This window comes from Flavobacterium ginsengiterrae, from assembly GCF_039539785.1.
Classification (GTDB): Bacteria; Bacteroidota; Bacteroidia; order Flavobacteriales; family Flavobacteriaceae; genus Flavobacterium; species Flavobacterium ginsengiterrae.
On sequence record NZ_BAABDU010000006.1, the window covers coordinates 584,885 to 603,186 of the forward strand.

The 18,302-nt window shown below is 33.5% G+C and carries 16 protein-coding genes; 11 read left to right on the forward strand and 5 right to left on the reverse strand.

What is annotated here, in order from left to right; genetic code table 11:
- Position 1: 1 nt before the first annotated feature.
- Entirely contained in the window at positions 2-376 is a 375-nt protein-coding gene (locus ABD859_RS18765; RefSeq protein WP_345146273.1) for a methylglyoxal synthase, read from the forward strand.
- Here ABD859_RS18765 and ABD859_RS18770 read toward each other — a convergent pair.
- Together ABD859_RS18770 and ABD859_RS18775 are read right to left on the reverse strand one after the other, a co-directional pair.
- Positions 357-737, reverse strand: coding sequence for a Rid family detoxifying hydrolase (locus ABD859_RS18770; protein ID WP_345146164.1), 381 nt, complete (start codon positions 735-737; stop codon positions 357-359). The two genes, ABD859_RS18765 and ABD859_RS18770, sit on opposite strands and share 20 nt — an antisense overlap.
- 29 nt (positions 738-766) lie before the next feature.
- On the reverse strand, positions 767-3,499 hold the full coding sequence (locus tag ABD859_RS18775; protein ID WP_425554260.1) for a putative LPS assembly protein LptD: 2,733 nt from the start codon (positions 3,497-3,499) through the stop codon (positions 767-769).
- Between the two features lie 82 nt (positions 3,500-3,581).
- Between ABD859_RS18775 and ABD859_RS18780 the strand changes: the two genes are divergently transcribed.
- The 7 genes from ABD859_RS18780 (at position 3,582) to ABD859_RS18810 (ending at position 10,361) form a co-directional block, all read left to right on the forward strand.
- The gene (locus ABD859_RS18780) at positions 3,582-4,700 is read left to right on the forward strand and encodes an N-acetylmuramoyl-L-alanine amidase family protein (RefSeq protein ID WP_345146166.1); all 1,119 of its coding nucleotides are present in this window, start codon (positions 3,582-3,584) and stop codon (positions 4,698-4,700) included.
- Between the two features lie 50 nt (positions 4,701-4,750).
- On the forward strand, positions 4,751-5,716 hold the full coding sequence (locus ABD859_RS18785) for an MlaD family protein (protein ID WP_345146168.1): 966 nt from the start codon (positions 4,751-4,753) through the stop codon (positions 5,714-5,716).
- Between the two features lie 5 nt (positions 5,717-5,721).
- Complete coding sequence (locus ABD859_RS18790; protein WP_345146169.1) at positions 5,722-7,059, forward strand: 4Fe-4S dicluster domain-containing protein; 1,338 nt, start codon at positions 5,722-5,724, stop codon at positions 7,057-7,059.
- Positions 7,060-7,151: 92 nt separating this feature from the next.
- A complete protein-coding gene (locus tag ABD859_RS18795; protein WP_345146170.1) occupies positions 7,152-7,943 on the forward strand; it encodes a (Fe-S)-binding protein in 792 nt (263 codons plus the stop codon).
- Between the two features lie 72 nt (positions 7,944-8,015).
- Positions 8,016-8,498 carry an ABC transporter ATPase gene (locus ABD859_RS18800; RefSeq protein WP_345146171.1) on the forward strand — a complete coding sequence of 161 codons (483 nt, stop codon included), beginning with the start codon at positions 8,016-8,018 and terminating at the stop codon, positions 8,496-8,498.
- A 273-nt stretch (positions 8,499-8,771) separates the two neighbouring features.
- Positions 8,772-9,908: an N-acetyl-alpha-D-glucosaminyl L-malate synthase BshA gene (gene bshA, locus ABD859_RS18805; RefSeq protein WP_345146172.1), complete on the forward strand. Its 1,137-nt coding sequence runs from the start codon at positions 8,772-8,774 to the stop codon at positions 9,906-9,908.
- 27 nt (positions 9,909-9,935) lie between these two features.
- Positions 9,936-10,361 carry a protease complex subunit PrcB family protein gene (locus ABD859_RS18810; protein ID WP_345146173.1) on the forward strand — a complete coding sequence of 142 codons (426 nt, stop codon included), beginning with the start codon at positions 9,936-9,938 and terminating at the stop codon, positions 10,359-10,361.
- A 212-nt stretch (positions 10,362-10,573) separates the two neighbouring features.
- Here ABD859_RS18810 and ABD859_RS18815 read toward each other — a convergent pair whose 3' ends face one another.
- A complete protein-coding gene (locus tag ABD859_RS18815; protein ID WP_073408371.1) occupies positions 10,574-11,071 on the reverse strand; it encodes a hypothetical protein in 498 nt (165 codons plus the stop codon).
- A gap of 155 nt (positions 11,072-11,226) precedes the next feature.
- Positions 11,227-12,054 carry a UDP-2,3-diacylglucosamine diphosphatase gene (locus ABD859_RS18820; RefSeq protein ID WP_345146174.1) on the reverse strand — a complete coding sequence of 276 codons (828 nt, stop codon included), beginning with the start codon at positions 12,052-12,054 and terminating at the stop codon, positions 11,227-11,229.
- 188 nt (positions 12,055-12,242) lie between these two features.
- Here ABD859_RS18820 and aroC point away from each other — a divergent pair, with 188 nt between their 5' ends.
- From aroC to ABD859_RS18835, 3 genes are all read left to right on the forward strand, one after another.
- Positions 12,243-13,301, forward strand: a complete 1,059-nt coding sequence (gene aroC / locus ABD859_RS18825) for a chorismate synthase (protein ID WP_012026541.1) — start codon at positions 12,243-12,245, stop codon at positions 13,299-13,301.
- Between the two features lie 51 nt (positions 13,302-13,352).
- On the forward strand, positions 13,353-14,633 hold the full coding sequence (locus tag ABD859_RS18830; RefSeq protein WP_345146175.1) for a dicarboxylate/amino acid:cation symporter: 1,281 nt from the start codon (positions 13,353-13,355) through the stop codon (positions 14,631-14,633).
- Positions 14,634-14,746: 113 nt separating this feature from the next.
- Positions 14,747-16,936, forward strand: a complete 2,190-nt coding sequence (locus ABD859_RS18835) for a response regulator (protein WP_345146176.1) — start codon at positions 14,747-14,749, stop codon at positions 16,934-16,936.
- Here ABD859_RS18835 and ABD859_RS18840 read toward each other — a convergent pair.
- Positions 16,933-18,180, reverse strand: a complete 1,248-nt coding sequence (locus ABD859_RS18840; protein ID WP_345146177.1) for a DEAD/DEAH box helicase — start codon at positions 18,178-18,180, stop codon at positions 16,933-16,935. The two genes, ABD859_RS18835 and ABD859_RS18840, sit on opposite strands and share 4 nt — an antisense overlap.
- Positions 18,181-18,302 lie beyond the last annotated feature (122 nt).

Sequence of the window (18,302 nt, forward strand, 5' to 3'; positions counted from 1 at the left end):
TATGGAAATTGCAATTATTGCGCACGACGGTAAAAAAGCCGATTTAATTGATTTTTTGATTAAAAATGAAGCAATTCTTCATAATGAAAAAATCAAATTAATTGGTACCGGAACAACTGGAGGAAAAGCCGAAGCAGCGGGATTTAAAACCCAAAGAATGCTTTCAGGACCTTTAGGGGGTGATGCTCAGATTGCAGGAAGAGTAGCGGAAGGGATTACACAAATGGTTTTCTTTTTTAAAGATCCATTATCAAGTCATCCGCATGAGGCTGATATTAATATGTTAATTCGTGTTTGCGATGTGCATAATGTGCCGCTGGCAACCAATGAAGCAACGGCACAATTATTATTAGATGCTATTGCACAGCAATTATAGAAATCTCAACATTCACATTTTTTGGCAGACATGCCACTTGAACCGTTTCACGTGCTGGAGCGGTTTTTTCGTTAAAATATGAGCCGTAAACTGTGTTTATTGCGCCAAAATTATTCATGTCCATAATGAAGATAGTCGCTTTTACCACATTCTCAAAAGTCATGTTCGCAGCTTCTAAAATAGCAGCAATATTTTCCATTACCTGAGTCGTTTCATTATTGATAGTATCAGTAATAAGTTCTCCAGAAGCAGGATTAATCGCAATCTGACCAGAAGCATAAAGAGTGTTTCCAGATAAAACAGCTTGATTATAAGGACCAATAGGAGCTGGAGCCTTTTCTGTAAAGATTATTTTTTTCATAATAAATTTATTTTAAGTCTGTCGACGAATTATCGATTTAAAGTACTTCTTTTATTCCACTTAATATCGCTCAACATGCCGGATTTAATACCAATAAAGAAATTCCAGTTTGAATTTGTTCCCATTGGCTGCCAGTTAAACGCCATTCTCCAGCTTAATAAATCTCTTTCAAAACGGAACTGGGTAAAAGTAACCCCCTTTTGAACAAAGTCAAAACCTGTAGAAACCCCGCCTTTCCATTTTGGTGTGATATCCATATTGGCAGAAATCATAATAGAGTTTCCGGTTATCTTATTTTCACGGTTAGCATTAGAATAAGTAAGTGAATATGCCATGGTCATATCCCACGGTATTTTTGAACTGAAAAATTCGGTTATAACATCTTCTTTACGATCAGGATCTTCATTAAACTGACTATTTCGGCTGTCATTCAAATCAGTATTGGTTCCAAATAAATCATCATTACGTCCACCATTTCGCTGACTCTGTGCGTTTTTTTCTTTACCGTTTCCTTTATTAGAAAATGAATAATTCATAGTGACATTGGCACTTGTCATTCTAAATAAACTTCCTCCGTTATCAATGTTGTAAATGTTCATTACATTACCGGCATTGTCAATGGCGTATGGGTTTAAAACGGCTCCAAAATTGACATTCATTTTATTGTCAAAGAACTGCGTTCCACCGCTTACAATAATTGGCTGCCATGCTAAAGTTTCTTTACCGTTTGCATTGAAATTATAACTCGTGCTGAAATTTAAGTTGTTTAACAGCATGATTTTCTTTGGTTCTGTTTTGGTGCTGTCACTGTCTCTTACTTTGGCTTCAAAAGTGTTGCTTAATGAAAAACCTACAATGTTGGAATTTTCTTTGCCAGGAGCGCCGTAAATACCGTTTTCGAACCTTGTATATTCATCTGTCGAAATTCTTCCGGCAGCATCTACAGTATAATGATCGTAATATCTTTCAAAACTTGGAGTATATGCATACGTAATACTCGGTCTCATGACGTGACGAATCGATTGAATTTTTTTATCAGTTCCAAAGTTAAACGTACCGTAAATTGTAGTTCCTAAGTTGGTGCTGAAATTATAAGTTCTAAAAGCATCAAAACCATTTACAGTAGTATTAGCAACTGCACCTGTACTGGCATTGTAATTTTTATCGATAGTTTTAGTTACCCAGGTTTCCTGATAATTAGTTGATGCCCCCGCACTAAAATATTTAAATAACTTAAAATTGGTGCTGATTGGAATACTGTGCTGCATACCAATTTGAGCATCTTTAAACATTTGCGGTTTAAAGAATAATGAATCAGTAGTTTTAAAATTGTTTTTACCGGTTACGTTATATTGTAAGTTAATATTTTTAAAGAAACCTTTTTTTACTCCATTTTTTCCAACAAAAGGATATACACGATCGATACTTCCCTGAAAGTTAGGAAGCGTCATTAAAATCTCTTCCGTTTGTGTATTTTGCTGATGCGTAGCTGAAAGCGATATACGAGATCCCGGAATGGTATTAAACGTTTTATTGTATGAAATAGAAGAACTTAAAGTGTTATTTAAGTTAGACCCAATATTGGCCTGATTAATCGATCGCTTAAAATATTTACTACTACCCATGTTAACAGAAGCAGAAAAAGTTGAATTTGGATTCGATTTAGTGTCTTTAGAGTGCGACCACTGAATATTATAAATATTTTGTTTTGAATAATCAGGATAACCTCTTTCACTATTTATCAGATTTTCAAAACGAATGTTGACATTTCCTCGATACTTATACCTCTGCGCATAGGCAGACTCAAAACGCATGGCATAACTTCCGTTGGTATAATAATCTCCTAAAACAGTTAAATCGTAATTATCGCTTAATGCAAAATAATATCCTCCATTTTGTAATGAGAATCCTCTTGTGTTAGAATCATTATAACTTGGAATAATGATACCCGAAACACTTTTTTCTTTACTTAAAGGGAAAAAACCATACGGAAGAGCAAGCGGAGTAGGAACATCGGCAATAACCATTTGCGTTAAACCTGCAACGATTTTTTTGCCCGGTACAAATTTAATTCGGCTTGTTTGAAAATAGTATTCAGGATTATCGATATCTTCTGCAGTTGTAATACGTGCTCCTTTTAAAAAGTAAACAGAATCATTTTCTTTTTTAGTAACAGAAGCCTTAATGTTTAATTCGCCTTGTTTGGTTCTTGAATTATAGATTAAAGCCTTTTTTGTTTTAAAATTAAAGCGAATAGAATCCGGCTGAACTTCATTAGAACCTTGTTTAAAATTTGGATATTGTACTAAAACGCCGGCAGAATCTTTTATTCTTCCCGCATACACTTCATCTTTTTCAAGATTTAAAATAATAATACCAGATTTTAGCTCTACATCTTTATAGTATAACTCAGCCTCATTATACAAAGTAAGCAATTTGTTCTTCTTGTCATATTTTGCGTAATCCTTAGCTTTATATTTTGTAGGTGCGTCAAGAAACTGTTTTTTAGGTTTTACCGTATCTAGTTTAATAGTGTCGACAACCGCTGTGGTCGCAGAAGCAGATGCTGCAGGAGTGGTTCCGGGCTTATTAGTTTGTTTTCCAGCAGGTAAAGATTTTTTTTTGGGTTTTATCTCTTGCGAATATGAATTACCACATCCTATTGTTAGGAAAAATGATATTAAAACGATATTAAATAAGTTTGTATGCAAAGGTTTAAATACTATTTTTGTAAAATTATGGCTTGTTTTTTGACATGTCAAACTTACATATAATTTTTTGGCAAAAATAATCAATTGTAAAAATTATAACAGCTGCATTTTATTAAAATTAACTTTTAGATTTATGAATGGTTTAAACAAAATTAAGGTAATCATTACTTTTTTTCTAACGATATTGTCATTTTGCTCTTATAGTCAGTCAAATGTTTTTAAAGTAACACTTGATGCCGGACACGGAGATCATGACTTTGGAGCAGTTTACAGCGGCCGGATCGAAAAAAATATTGCCTTAGCGATTGTTTTAAAAGTGGGGAAAATTTTAGAGCTTAATCCTAATGTAAATGTAATTTATACTCGTAAAACCGATGTTTTTATAGATTTGGTTGAAAGAGCAAATATTGCCAACAGAGCCAATTCTAATATTTTTGTTTCTATACACTGTAATGCTAATAAAAATACAGCTGCAGACGGAACAGAGACTTATGTAATGGGTTTGAGTAAAGTAGCATCGAACTTAGAAGCTGCAAAAAAAGAGAACTCGGTAATTACCCTTGAAAAAGATTATAAACGTAAGTATGAAGGTTTCGATCCAAATTCGCCGGAATCAATGATTGGAATGACTTTAATGCAGGAAGAATATTTAGACAACAGTATTTCATTAGCCACTAAAATTGAAGATAACTTTGAAAAACTAGGAAAAAAACTTAGACAAGGCGGTGTAAAGCAAGCACCTTTTATGGTACTTCACAAAGCATACATGCCTAGAGTTCTGGTTGAAACTGGATTTGTATCTAATCCTACAGAAGGAAATATTCTAAATTCTGAAGAAGGACAAGATGATATTGCAAAAGCTATTGCTGAGGCTATTTTGAGTTATAAAAGAGAATATTTTGGTTCTGGAAATACAGAAGCAACTGAAGCCAGACCTGTAAAAGATACTTCAACACCAAAGAAAACGACAGTTGTAGAACCAGCTAAAAGCGGCCCAAAAGGAACTTTCTTCAAAGTACAGCTTATCGCCAGCATTAAAAAAACACCATTAGAGCCTAAAAACTTCAAAGGCTTGAAAAATGTATCTATGATATACGAAAATAATATTTATAAATATTTCTATCAGGAAACTCCAGATTACGAAACTGCAAAAAAATATCTGGAAGAGGCTAAAAGTAAAGGATATGGCGCTTCCTTTTTAGTAGCAACCAAAGACGGAGAAAAGATCAGTATTCAGGACGCGATCAAATAATCGTCACAAGTTCGAATATTTATATTAATTTTGTAACAAACACTAAGATTTTGAAAGTAACAAGAGAAATTAAAACGGCTATTTTAGTCATCGCATCAATATTATTATTTATTTGGGGCTACAGTTTTTTAAAAGGTAAAGACCTTTTTACAAATTACCATACATTGTATGTTGAATATGACAACGTTGAAGATCTGTCGCCATCAGCTCCCGTTACTTTAAACGGACTTGCAATAGGGAAAGTAAGTAAAATTACAATCAACGAAAATACAGGGAAATTATTAGTAGAACTTCAGCTTAAAACCGATTTCCCAATTTCTAAAACCAGTAAAGCAGTTTTGTATGCTCCAAGTTTAATTGCAGGTAAACAAATTAAAATCCTCCCTAATCTTGCTGATAAAGATCCTTCTGAGGATGGTCAAAAAATAGAAAGTGCTGTAGAATTAGGATTAACTGAATCTTTAGGCGGTAAAATTCAGCCTATTGAGGAAAAATTAAATTTAATGCTTGCTAATATTAATACTTTAGTAGTAGGATTAAATAATGTTTTAGATAAAAAAGGACAAGAAGATATTAAGAAATCTTTAGCAGAATTAAGCCAGACAATGGAGCAGTTTCACAGAGCTTCGGGTACTCTTAATACTATTTTAGACAGCAATAAAGGACAAATTAACGGAGTTGTGACAAACTTTAATAAAATGTCAAGCAACTTTAATAAGATATCAGATTCTTTAAACAAAGCTGATTTAGGAAAAACAGTACGTAATCTTAATCAGACTTTGGCAAAAGTTGATGGACTTATGGCTAATTTAAATTCAGGAAAAGGTACGGCCGGAAAATTATTAAACGACGATGCTTTATATAATAATCTTGCCAAAACATCAAAAGAACTAGAATTGTTATTACAAGACGTTCGTTTGTATCCAACACGTTATGTAAACGTTTCGCTTTTCGGAAAGAAAAACAAACCTTATGTAGCACCTGCACAAGATGCTAATTCAACTGATAAAAAATAATTGTAATGAGTTATTTAGATAATATTTTGTTCGCCATACTTCTTATAGTAGGTTTCGGTTTTTTTGCAGTGAGCGTAAAAAAAATATACCGAAATATTAACTTAGGAGTAGATGTAAATCGAAAAGATAATTCTAAAGCGCGCTGGAAAAACATGGCATTGATTGCTCTTGGGCAGTCAAAAATGGTGAGACGCCCTGTAGCTGGAATACTTCATATTTTTGTATATGTAGGTTTCGTAATTATTAATATCGAATTACTGGAAATCATTATTGATGGGTTATTTGGAACCCATAGAATATTTGCGCCTTACTTAGGCGTTGTTTATGATGTGTTAATCGCTTCTTTTGAAATATTGGCAATCCTTGTAATTTTTGCCGTTACAGTATTTTGGCTGAGAAGAAACTTTATCAGATTAAAACGTTTTGTACATTCTGATTTAACTGGTTTCCCAAAAAGCGATGCCAATTATATTTTGTATTTCGAAACCGTTTTGATGATTTTGTTCTTACTGATGAATGCATCTGATTTTCATTTGCAGAATGTTCCGGGAGGATTTTCTCATTTTCATAAAGCAGGAAGCTACCCAATAAGCCAATTTATTGCGCCAATTTTCAACGGAATGTCAAACGAATTAGTTGCCATTTTATTTGAAGCTTTTTGGTGGTTACATATTGCAGGTATCTTAGTTTTTATGAACTATTTATACTTTTCAAAACATTTACACATTCTTTTGGCTTTCCCAAATACTTATTTTGCCAATTTAAATCCGGAAGGGCAGTTCGATAATTTAGCTTCAGTTACTAAAGAAGTTAAGTTAATGATGGATCCAAATGCAGATCCGTTTGCAGCAGCTCCGGCCGACGAAAATGCAGCTCCGGCAAAATTTGGTGCAAGTGATGTTCAGGATTTAAACTGGGTTCAGCTTTTAAACGCTTATACCTGTACAGAATGCGGACGTTGTACATCGGCATGTCCGGCAAACCAAACAGGAAAAAAATTGTCTCCGCGTAAAATTATGATGGATACGAGAGACCGTCTTCAGGAAGTAGGAAAAAATATAGATGCCAACAAAGGCGTTTTTGTTCCAGATAATAAAACATTATTAAACGATTACATTACACCGGAAGAATTATGGGCTTGTACATCTTGTAATGCATGTGTAGAAGAATGCCCGGTAAATATTAGTCCGTTATCTATTATTATGGATATGCGCCGCTACTTAGTAATGGAGCAGAGTGCTGCACCAATGTCGTTAAATGCCATGATGACTAATATTGAGAATAACGGTGCGCCTTGGCAGTACAGCCAGCAAGACCGTTTGAACTGGAAAAATGAAAATTAAGATTTATTGATTAATAGGTTTAATCGTTTAATCAATTTTTAAAATATATTGAGGTTTACTGTGAGCAAACCGATTTAATAAAAAATAGAGAGATGTCAGAAAGTTTAGTAGTACCAACAATGGCAGAAATGCTGGCCGAAGGAAAACAACCAGAAGTTTTGTTTTGGGTAGGTTGTGCAGGAAGTTTTGATGATAGAGCAAAAAAAATTACAAAAGCATTTGTGCGTATTTTAAATCGTACTAATGTTTCTTTTGCAGTTTTAGGTACAGAAGAGAGTTGTACCGGAGATCCTGCAAAAAGAGCCGGAAACGAGTTTTTGTTTCAAATGCAGGCCATGATGAATATTGAGGTCTTAAATGCTTATGAAGCAAAAAAAATAGTTACCGCTTGTCCGCATTGTTTCAATACCTTAAAAAATGAATATCCTGAATTAGGTGGAAACTATGAAGTTATTCATCATACAGAATTCCTTAAATCATTAATTAATGACGGAAGACTTACGGTTGAAGGCGGACAGTTTAAAGGTAAAAAAATTACTTTTCACGATCCTTGTTATTTAGGAAGAGCCAATAAAGTTTACGAAGCACCAAGAGATTTAATCGAAAAATTAGACGTTGAATTAGTAGAAATGAAACGTTCTAAAGCAAATGGATTATGCTGTGGTGCAGGAGGAGCGCAGATGTTTAAAGATGCTGAACCTGGAAACAAAGAAGTAAACGTATTACGTACAGAAGATGCTCTGGAAGTAAAACCAGACATTATCGCTGCAGGCTGTCCTTTTTGTAATACCATGTTAACAGACGGTATTAAACATGCACATAAAGAAGGAGAAGTTAAAGTAATGGACATTGCTGAGTTAATTGCAAACGCACAGGATTTATAATCTGAGATTCTAAGTTTTTTTAGCTTCAAACTTTTAATCTAAAATCTAAAATCAACAATCTAAAATTAAAAAATGTATATACCTTTTGAAAATTTACCAGGTGAATCAAGAGTATGGATTTACCAATCGAACAGAAAATTTTCTGAGGAAGAATTTTCTGAAATTGAAACCGATTTAAAAGCTTTTGTAGAAGAATGGGCTGCGCACGGCACAAGTCTTGAAGCATCATTTTTGCTTAAATACAATCGTTTTATAATATTAGCTGTAAATCAGGATGTGCAGGCAGCGACGGGCTGTTCTATCGATAGTTCTGTAGAATTTATTCAGGGATTAGAGAAAAAGTACGATGTTGATTTATTAGACAAAATGAATGTTACTTTTAAATTAGGAGAACATATTGCTCACAAACCATTAATTGATTTCAAAAAAATGGTGAAAGACAAAGCGGTAACGGCGAATACAATTGTTTTTAATAATCTTGTTACAAACATTGAAGAATTTAATGATGCTTGGGAAGTTCCCGCTGCTGACAGCTGGCACAGCAGATTTTTTTAAGCACATTTATAAAGATATTTAAAAGGCGTAAAACTCAATTTTTACGCCTTTTTTATTGCTCCATTTTTTGCTAAGTCTTAAGTTAGAAATCCGACAGGTTTTAAAACATGCCGGGTTTAATTAACGAATGTCAAAATTAAACTTAGACAAAGTCAGCCTTATAAAAGTTAAAACTCTAATAATCTGATATATCTAAGATTTACAAAAATCTAACAATTTAAACAGTCAATTCAACGCTATTTTTGAGTATTTTCGTAGAATTAAATTTAATCCATGAAAATAGCAATAGTTTGTTATCCAACATTTGGCGGTAGTGGTGTAGTTGCAACAGAACTAGGCCTGGAATTAGCCAGAAGAGGACACGAAATACATTTTATAACATACAGTCAGCCAGTACGATTGGCACTTTTAAATCCTAATGTTCATTATCACGAAGTAAACGTTCCAGAATATCCTTTATTTCATTATCAACCCTACGAATTAGCTTTGTCAAGCAAATTGGTAGATATGGTAAAATTATATAAAATAGAAGTTCTTCACGTACATTACGCCATTCCGCACGCTTATGCAGGGTATATGGCAAAACAAATGCTTAAGAATGAAGGAATTAATCTTCCAATGATTACAACACTTCACGGAACTGATATTACACTGGTAGGAAATCACCCGTTTTATAAGCCGGCAGTAACTTTCAGTATCAATAAATCAGATTATGTAACATCTGTATCACAGAGTTTAAAAGATGATACTTTAAAGTTGTTTAAAATCAAAAATAAAATTAAAGTAATTCCAAACTTTATCGAATTAGATAAGGTTAAAAAAGATCCTTCTGCGCCATGTCACAGATATGTTATGGCAAAAGAAGATGAAAGAATTGTTACTCATATAAGTAATTTTAGAAAGGTAAAACGTATTCCGGATATTATTAAGATTTTCTATAATATTCAAAAGGAAATGCCGGCTAAATTAATGATGGTGGGTGACGGTCCTGAAAAGGAAAAAGCGGAGGTTTTGTGTATGGAATTAGGAATTTACGACAAAGTGATTTTCTTTGGAAACAGTAATGAAATCGATAAGATTTTATGTATGACCGATTTATTTTTGCTTCCATCAGAAACAGAAAGTTTCGGGTTAGCGGCTTTAGAAGCTATGGCTTGTGGTGTTCCTGTTATTTCAAGTAATTCCGGAGGTTTGCCAGAGGTTAATTTTGATGGTGTTTCCGGTTATTTAAGCGATGTTGGAAATGTCGATGAAATGGCGGCAAACGCTATTAAAATTTTAAAAGATGATAAAATACTGCAGGAATTTAAAACTAATGCGCTTGAAGTAGCTAAGAATTTTGACATTAAAAACATTCTGCCTAAATACGAAGCTTTGTATCAAAAAGCAATTGACGATTATAAAGATTAAAAACATCGATTTAAAAATTTGAACGTAATGAGAAAAGTAATTTCAGTTTTAGTAATTTTTGTTTTGATTTCCTGCGGCGCATCAAAAACGACAGGTTCATCAACCGCACTTTATGAGATTTTAACCGAGCAGTCAAGTGGAGGCGGTAATATTCGATTTTTTGAGATTTTGACAGAACCAAACGAAATCAAAATGCTTCAGAATGATCCGCTTTTGGCTCATAAAATGAAAGATACCGATATTGATAACTCAAATTATGTTATTTTGAATATGGGAGAGAAAAATACCAGCGGTTATTCGATTGGTGTTGAAAAGGTTGAAGAAACAGATAAAAATATCATTATAACGGTAAAAGAAAATAGCCCTGCAAAAGACGCGATGACGATGCAGGTAATTTCATATCCTTATACTGTTGTAAAAATTCATTCTAAGAAAGAAATTATAATTAAATAATTGCAGGTATGATTTTAACCGCAAAGAGCGCAAAGTTTTTATATAAAACTTCGTAAGACATTAAGTTCGCAAAGTTATAAATTGATAAGCTTTGCGAACTTTCTGTTTTGAAAAGAAAGTATTTAAAAACTTTGCGCTCTTTGCGGTTACATAAAAAAAACCTGCCGCATTTTAACGACAGGTTTCTTCTTACAATTATTTTTTATTTTAATTTAGAATCTGAATTTAACTCCTAATCCAACGTCAAATCCAAAATTGTCATCGTCATAGTATCCAGAACCAATTTCAGGTCTTGCATCTAATGACAGTGTAATAGGCACTTCTTTAAATCTATATTCGATACCGATATCTCCGGCTGCAAAAACATAAGTTCCGCTGTCGTTGTATCTGTAATTATTGTTGTAGTAATCGTGATCCCAAGCGGCTAAACCACCCCCAACACCAGCGTACCAGTTAAATCCGCCGTCAATGTTCCAAACCCATTGGTAAAGGGCAACTCCTTTTATAGCGTCAACATCACTGCTGTTTCTCCAGCCTAAATCAAATTCAAGTCTGTTTTTTTGGTTTAATCCTAATTGGTATGATACTTCACCTCCAAATCCGTTGTTGTCTCCTAAACGAATACCTAAAGCGTGTTTTGAAATTTCTTGTGATTGTGCCGTAAATGCAAAACCAAAAAGCATAATGGCAGATACTATAATCTTCTTCATAAAAATGGTTAATTAATTTTTGTCAAATTTAGATTTCCTTGTTTATGAAGAACGTATAATATTTTTAGAAATTGTTATATAATTCACATTTTTTTGAATTTTTGCAATATCCAAAAGTTAAAAACAACGTCTACAGGGCTTTAAAAGCAGGTTTTCTATTTTTTCAAAATTATATTTGATAACATTTGTGAAGTTAAAATGTCTTCCATTTCAAATAAATTTTCTTCCTCCGTAAAGTTAGTGTGAGTATATGAATATAATTTCCATCGCTTTTTGTGATATTCAAGAGCAGTTAAATTTTCGACCCAGTCACCGGAGTTTAAATATAAAGTAGAACCATGTTTGTTTTCTTTAGTAAGGATTTTTGGCTCATGAATATGGCCGCATATTACATAATCGTAATTTTTTTCAATTGCCAGATCAGTTGCGGTAGTTTCAAAGTCAGAAATAAATTTAACGGCTTTTTTAACGCTGGCTTTTATTTTTTTAGAAAACGAATACGGTTCTCTGCCTAATTTTGCCAGACACCAGTTTGCAAAACGATTCATTAAAATAAGATAATCGTACCCTAAACCGCCTAGTTTGGCAATCCATTTTGAATGCTGTACAGAAGCATCAAAAACATCACCGTGAAAAATCCACGCTTTTTTGTCGTCGTCTAATTCCAAAACTAATTTATCGACCAAAGAAAAATTACCCATCGTCATATCACTGAATTTACGAAGAATTTCATCGTGATTTCCTGTTATGTAATATACTTTTGTGCCTTTTGAAGCCATGCCAATAATTCGCTGAATGACTCTTAAATGTGCTTTTGGAAAATAGGATTTTCTAAATTGCCAGGCATCAATAATATCGCCGTTTAGGACTAAAGTTTTGGGTTTAATAGTTGACAAGTAGTTGTTTAGCTCTTTGGCGTGACTTCCGTAAGTTCCCAAATGGACATCAGAAATAATGACCAGCTCGACATTTCGTTTTTTCAATTTTTCTTGATTTGAAGTTCCACAAATGAAAGAAATTATAAGAGGAATTATTTTATGAAAAGGTTACTAATTCTGGGTCAATTTTAATAAATTGTGATTTTTAAACTGTTTAATCTTTAATTAATATTACCAATTTTTAATTTTTTAATTTAATTCATAAAACTTACATTTGCTCAAAACTAAATACAATGGCAGGAAACAGCTACGGCACCCTATATAAAGTTACTACATTTGGAGAATCTCATGGCGAAGCTTTAGGCGGAATTATAGATGGTTGTCCATCAGGAATAGAACTTGATTTCGAAGCAATTGAAGTTGAAATGTCACGCAGAAAGCCAGGACAGTCGGCTATCGTGACACAAAGAAAAGAACCAGATGCAGTTCAGTTTTTATCTGGAATATTCGAAGGAAAAACGACCGGAACTCCAATTGGTTTTATTATTCCAAATACCAATCAAAAATCAGACGATTATTCACATATAAAAGATAATTACAGACCAAGTCATGCTGATTATGTGTATGACCAAAAATACGGTTTTCGTGATTATCGCGGAGGCGGGAGAAGTTCTGCGCGCGAAACAGCAAGCAGGGTAGTAGCCGGAGCTATTGCAAAACAAATGCTTCCTGAAATTAAAATTAATGCTTACGTATCGTCTGTTGGTCCAATTCATTTAGATACACCGTATCAGGATTTGGATTTTTCTAAAATTGAAAGTAATCCTGTTCGTTGTCCTGATGAAAAATCAGCTGCAATTATGGAAGAATATATTCGTGACATTCGTAAACAGGGAGATACTGTAGGCGGTGTAGTTTCATGCGTAATTCAAAATGTTCCGGTTGGTTTAGGCGAGCCTGTTTTTGATAAACTTCATGCCGAATTAGGAAAAGCAATGCTTTCTATTAATGCCGTAAAGGGTTTTGAATACGGAAGCGGTTTCTCTGGTTCTGAAATGAAAGGCAGTGAACACAACGATTTATACAATCCTGACGGAACTACAAAAACAAATCTTTCCGGAGGAATTCAGGGCGGAATAAGCAACGGAATGGATATCTATTTTAGAGTAGCATTTAAACCTGTTGCAACGATTATGCAGACTCAGGATTCTTTAGACAATAAAGGAAACATTACACCAATGACCGGAAAAGGACGTCATGATCCGTGCGTTGTGCCTCGTGCAGTACCAATCGTAGAAGCGATGGCTGCAATTGTTTTGGCTGATTTTTATTTAATCAACAAAACATATTAGTAAAGTTAAGACAGTGAGGGTCTTATATTTTAATAATTAAAAAATAAATTAATGCAAGTAACAGAAACGAAGAAAAAATCATTTTTAACAGGACTTACAGGTCAGATTTTAATAGCAATGGTTCTTGGAGCAACGCTCGGAATCATACTGCATAATTCAATTTCGCCTGAAGCAGCGCAGTCATTCAGCACAAAAATTAAAATGCTTGCGACTATCTTTATCCGATTAGTGCAAATGATTATTTCTCCTTTGGTTTTTACCACTTTAATCGTGGGAATTGCAAAATTAGGAGATATAAAAACAGTAGGGAGAATTGGAGGAAAAGCGCTTGGATGGTTTTTTACAGCTTCTTTTATCTCATTATTAATAGGATTGTTTTATGTTAATATTTTAGAGCCCGGAGTAGGTTTAAAATTAAGTCATGTAGATATGGCTTCGGCTTCTGAAGTAACAGCTAAAACACAAAATTTATCTTTCGAAAACTTCGTAGAGCATATTGTTCCCAAAAGTATTATTGAAGCAATGGCAACCAATGAGATTTTACAAATTGTAATTTTCTCTATTTTCTTCGGATTAGCTGCAGCATCTTTAGGAAGTACTGTAAAGCCTGTAATTGGCGCTTTAGATAAAATTTCGCACATCGTTTTAAAAATGGTAAACTATGTAATGAACTTTGCTCCAATTGGAGTTTTTGGTGCCATTGCAGCAGTTTTTGCTATTCGCGATGCCGAAGAATTATTAATCACTTACTTCAAATTTTTTGGATCATTCCTTTTAGGAATTGGTACTTTATGGGTTGTTTTAATTGCAGTTGGTTTTATTTTCTTAAGAGGAAGAATGGTTGAGCTTTTAAGACGAATCATTGGCCCTTTGGCAATTGCTTTTGGAACAACAAGTTCAGAAGCTGTTTTTCCTAAATTAACAGAAGAATTAGAGAGTTTTGGTGTAAAAGATAAAATTGTGTCGTTTATGCTGCCGCTTGGTTATTCGTTTAACCTTGACGGAAGTATGATGTACATGACTTTTGCCAGTATTTTTATCGCACAGTTTTATAATGTACATTTAGATTTAGGAACACAAATGGCAATGCTTTTAGTATTAATGCTTACCAGTAAAGGAATTGCAGGTGTACCAAGAGCAAGTTTAGTTGTAGTTGCTGCAACCTGCGGTATGTTTGATATTCCGGTGGAAGGTATTGCATTGATTTTGCCAATAGACCATTTTTGCGACATGTTTAGAAGTGCAACCAATGTTTTAGGAAATGCACTTGCAACTTCAGTTGTAGGGCAGTGGGAAGGAAATGATACTACAGAAAATGTATTAGAAAATTAATCGTTTTTACAAGAGAAAACGATACTAAATAAACAAAAAGAAAAGCTGTATTTTTTAAGTAAATACAGCTTTTTTTTATTTTTAAGTGTATATTTGGTAAAATTAGCCGATTGATGCCCCACATACGGATTTTTTTATTTTTACTTCTTTTTCTGAATTTTTTCAGCAATTCGGTCGTTGGACAATCTGAGCCTGTTTCTGAGGCCCGGATTAATAAATTAATTAAACAAGCCTGGAACGATTTTAAAGAATCTAATTTTGAAAAATCACTTATAACTTCGCGTGTTGCACTAAATTATGCTACTGCAGTAAAAGACAATAATTTAATTGCAAAATCCTATAAAGTCATTGCCGGTAATTACAATGAATTATCAGAGATTGATAAAGCTCTTTTCTTTTACAATAAAGGTTTGTATTATGCCAATAAAACAGATAACGATTCGTTAAAATACAGTCTTCATAACAACATTGGTAATATTTACTGTTTTGAAAAAAAACAGTTTGATAAAGGAATTGATTATTATCAAAAATCAATTGCTTACAGTTTAAAGACCAATAATACAGATCAAATTTATTTTACAAACGTCAATATTGCCTGGGCTTATTTTGATATTGGAAAGTTTGATGCAGGATATCCGTATTTAAAATTTGTTGGAGATCATGTAGAAAAGTACGGTGATGCTTCAACAGAAATTATCGTGTATATGCTGAACGGAATGTATTCCAGCTATAAAAACGAAAATAGTGCGGCTAATTCTTATTTTATAAAAGCAATTGCAGCAGGACAAAATACTGATGAACAATCAGATTTGTCGTATACGCATTTAGAATATTCGAAATTTCTAACCAAAATAAAAAATTACAAAGATGCTTATAAACATCTAATAAAGTTTAATGAAATTACCGAAGAACTCTATAATCAGGAGAAGCTTAAAAAAGCCTCAATTGCAGGATTTAATTTAGAACTTGACGAATATAAAAGACAGATTGATAAAATTGAAAATGAGAAAACGTCGCAGTCACAAAGTCTTAAAAAATCCCGAATTATTGTAATTCTGTTTATTCTGACTTCTCTAATTCTGCTTTTCTTAATTGTTACACTGATTAAGAATATAGGATTTAAGAAAAAACACAATTTAGAGCTTCTGGAAGCAAAAGAAATTGCAGAAGAAGCCTCACTGCTCAAAACACAATTTATTTCGACTATAAGCCATGAATTGCGTACTCCTTTGTATGGTGTTGTAGGGATAACAAATATGCTTTTGGAAGAACATAAAGAATTATCGCAAAGCCAGCATTTAAGCGCTTTAAAATTTTCAGCGAGATATTTACTTTCTTTAGTGAATGATATTCTTCAAATAAATAAAATTGAAGAAAATAAAGTGGTTTTAGAAAGTTTGACATTTAATATTTCTGATGAAATTACAATGATCAAAAATTCACTTTCCTTTCTCTCTCAAAAAAACAACAACAAAATCAATGTTGATATAGATGATAGTATTCCGGAGTATTTAATTGGAGATAAACTTCGTTTGGGGCAGATTTTGATGAATTTAGTCAGCAATGCTTTGAAGTTTACTAAAGATGGAGAAGTTGACATTATTGTAAAATTAGACAGGATTGAAGGGAAACTGCATTATCTGGATTTCCTGATAAAAGATAACGGAGTTGGAATTGCTGCAGTCGATCAAAATAAAATATTTGAAAAGTTCGTTCAAGTAGGAAGAAAAGACGAAGATTATCAGGGAACAGGATTAGGTTTAAGCATTGTAAAGCGATTATTAGGCCTTTTTGGAAGTACAATTACATTAGAAAGTGATTTAGGAGCGGGAACTTCATTTTCATTTGTCATTCCGTTTGAACACGACCCGCTGAAAACAAAAAAAATAATTGAAGATATCGAAGTGGATTTGACATCAAGTGAAATATATAAAATTTTGATTGTAGAAGATAATTTAATTAACCAGCTGGTTACGAAGAAAATTATCGAAAAAAATAATTTTATCTGCAAGGTTGTAGATGACGGTTTTGGAGCGCTTTCAATATTAGAAAAAGAAAGATTTGATCTTATTTTAATGGATATTAATATGCCGTTAATGAACGGTTTTGAAGCTACAAAACGAATTCGTCTGCTGGGAATTAAAACGCCTATTGTGGCATTAACAGCGTTTGATAAAGATGAAATTACAGATGAGGCACTTTCATCCGGAATGAACGATATTATCGTTAAGCCTTTTGAGCCTGTAAAATTGTTTAAAATTATGAACTACTTAATACTAGAAGCGAAAAACGCCGGTTTTTAATACCAGCGTTTTTTATTTTGTTTTGAAGCACTTGATTTTCTAGATTTATGAGCACCGCCGCTTCTGTTTGAGTTTTTAGGTTTTTCTCCGGCTTCCGGACTTCCGGCATGCCATTGATACGGATGATCTGTAATGGTTTTTACATCAACTTTTATTAATTTTTGAATGTCTTTCCAGTACGGATGTTCATCTTTTCCGCAAAAAGAAATAGCAATTCCTCCATTTCCAGCACGTCCAGTACGTCCAATTCTGTGTACATAAGTTTCGGGAATATTTGGTAAATCAAAATTGATAACATAAGGAAGTTGTTCAATATCAATTCCTCTTGCCGCAATATCTGTAGCAACAAGAACGCCTACTTCTTTATTTTTAAAAGCATCCAGAACACGCTGTCTAGCATTTTGAGATTTATCTCCGTGAATTGCTTCTGCCGGAATATCTTTTTTGCGAAGTGCTTTTACAACATTATCGGCTCCGTGTTTGGTTCTTGAAAAAACAAGTACGTTCGATAAATTTTGTTCTTTTATTAAATGATAAAGCAGGTTTCTTTTTTCTGTTTTGTCTACAAAATAAATACGCTGTTCTACATTTTCGGCAGTTGATGAAACCGGAGAAACTTCCACTTTTTCAGGATCCTGCAAAAACATTTCTGCCAATTCGCGAATAGCAAGAGGCATTGTTGCAGAGAATAATAAAGTTTGTCTGTTTTTTGGCGTAAGCTTTACAATCTTTTTTACATCGTTTATAAAGCCCATATCCAGCATTTGGTCAGCTTCGTCTAAAACCAAAGTGTGCAGATGATTAAAATCAAGAAAACCTTGTTTGTGTAAATCCAATAATCTTCCCGGAGTTGCCACTAAAACATCGACACCGTTTTTTAAAGCATCAACCTGAGGATTTTGAGAAACGCCGCCAAAAATCGTCAATTGTGTTAAATTGGTATATTTAGAATATGTGTCAAAACTCTGTCCAATCTGAACCGCTAATTCGCGTGTTGGCGTAACAATAAGCGCACGAATTTGTTTGGCTTTTTTTGATGATCCTACAATTCTATGCAGTTGATGGATAATAGGAATTGCAAATGCAGCCGTTTTTCCCGTTCCTGTCTGCGCACAGCCAATTAAATCCCTTCCGGCTAAAACAATCGGAATAGATTTTTCCTGAATAGGAGTGGGATTTGTATAGCCTTCTTCAAATACGGCTTTTTGTATACTTTTTGAAAGTGATAAATCTTCGAATAACATATCTTAGTAATTAAGAATTTTAGTTTTAAGTACTAAATTCTGTGCAAAGATAGTTTTATTCAGTCAATCGGCTGTTTGAATCTTGTATTATTTGGGAAATGTGTGGTTTTAAGCCACTTGCT